The organism is Candidatus Latescibacterota bacterium (assembly GCA_019038625.1).
Taxonomy (GTDB): domain Bacteria; phylum Krumholzibacteriota; class Krumholzibacteriia; order Krumholzibacteriales; family Krumholzibacteriaceae; genus JAGLYV01.
Genome location: JAHOYU010000183.1, coordinates 1 through 1,368 on the forward strand (window position 1 = coordinate 1; position 1,368 = coordinate 1,368).

Consider the following 1,368-nt stretch of genomic DNA (forward strand, 5'->3'; position numbering starts at 1 on the left):
GTGCTGTACCTGTGGTTGCAAGGATCTGAAGGCATGCGATGAGGAGCCGTTGCGATTCCAGACTATTGATATTCCTCCGATCAAGCCAGATGTCATCGAATATGTTCAACACATGAAGCAATGCAAACAATGTGGTGAAGTCGTCTATCAACCCTTGCCTGACGATATTAAACGAAACGTGTTTGGTTCCGGCGTTCTGGCTGTTGTGGGTGTCCTAACAGGTATGCTTAATACCAGTAAACGTAAAGCACTTGAAGTCGTCAATGAGGTTTTTGGTGTCCCCATGAGCCTTGGAGGGCTGAGTAACTGTGAAGCAAAGATCGCTGCCGCAATGGAATCGCCTTACAATGAAGTGCATGCATATGTTCAATCGCAAGATAGGTCCCATGCTGACGAAAGCAACTGGCGTCGTGGCAACCGCCTTAAAGGTTGGATATGGACACTCTGCTGTACAACGGCAGCGGTCTTTATGATTAATGCCAGCCGTGGTCAAAAGGCCGCTCGCCAACTCATTGGATGTTTTACCGGCACACTGAATAGTGACCGATGGAATGGTTACAGTTTTTACGAAGGACTGCGGCAAATATGTTGGGCTCACTTAAAGCGTGATTTCAAAGCAATCGGCGAGGCGGATGGCCACTTGGGTCGCATTGGCAACAAACTTCATGCTCTTTCAAAAGAGATACTAAAACTTCGCCGCCGTGTCCGTGACGGTACGTTACAATGGAAAACATTTCAACGCAGGATGATCCCGCTTCAAGAAGAAGTTGAAAGGCTTCTTGAAAAAGGCGCGACCTACGATGGCAAACTCGGCGGCAAGTGTCGAGATATCCTTAGGCATCGGGAGTATCTCTGGGTATTTGTAAGTGACTCGGATGTTGAACCGACCAACAATGCGGCAGAGCAAATCATTCGTCAGGCAGTGATTTGGCGTAAAATGAGTTTTGGAACACAAAGTAAGCGTGGAGCACATTATGCAGAGCGAATACTGACTGTATGTGCCACCTGCCGTTTACAAGGCCGCAGTATCATCGCGTACATACGCAGTGCTTGTCATTGTCACTCGAATAATCAGCCGGCCCCATCGTTGATACCAGAATAAGTCACTTTGTCACCTGAAAGTATACCAATTTCTTTTCAAACTTTTCGGTGATCGGGTGTACGCTTACCCGGTTTGAACATTGCTCCGGGGCTGCGCTCCATATTGCCTCCGATGTAAACTACTGGAAGGAAGGCATCGGTGTGCGGGATGTTCTGATCCGCAACAATTCATTCATCGGATGCAACTTCGTCGCCGGCCGACGCGGCGCAGTCGTCGATATCTTTGCCGAAGTCGGACGCAAACTTGCCACGCCGGGCGTACATCGC

Annotated in this window: 1 protein-coding gene; it reads left to right on the plus strand. The window is 49.0% G+C overall.

What is annotated here, in order from left to right:
* Positions 1-1,102, plus strand: a 1,102-nt coding sequence (locus KOO63_13015) for an IS66 family transposase (protein ID MBU8922732.1), incomplete at its 5' end; no start/stop codon positions are given.
* Between the last annotated feature and the right edge of the window lie 266 nt (positions 1,103-1,368).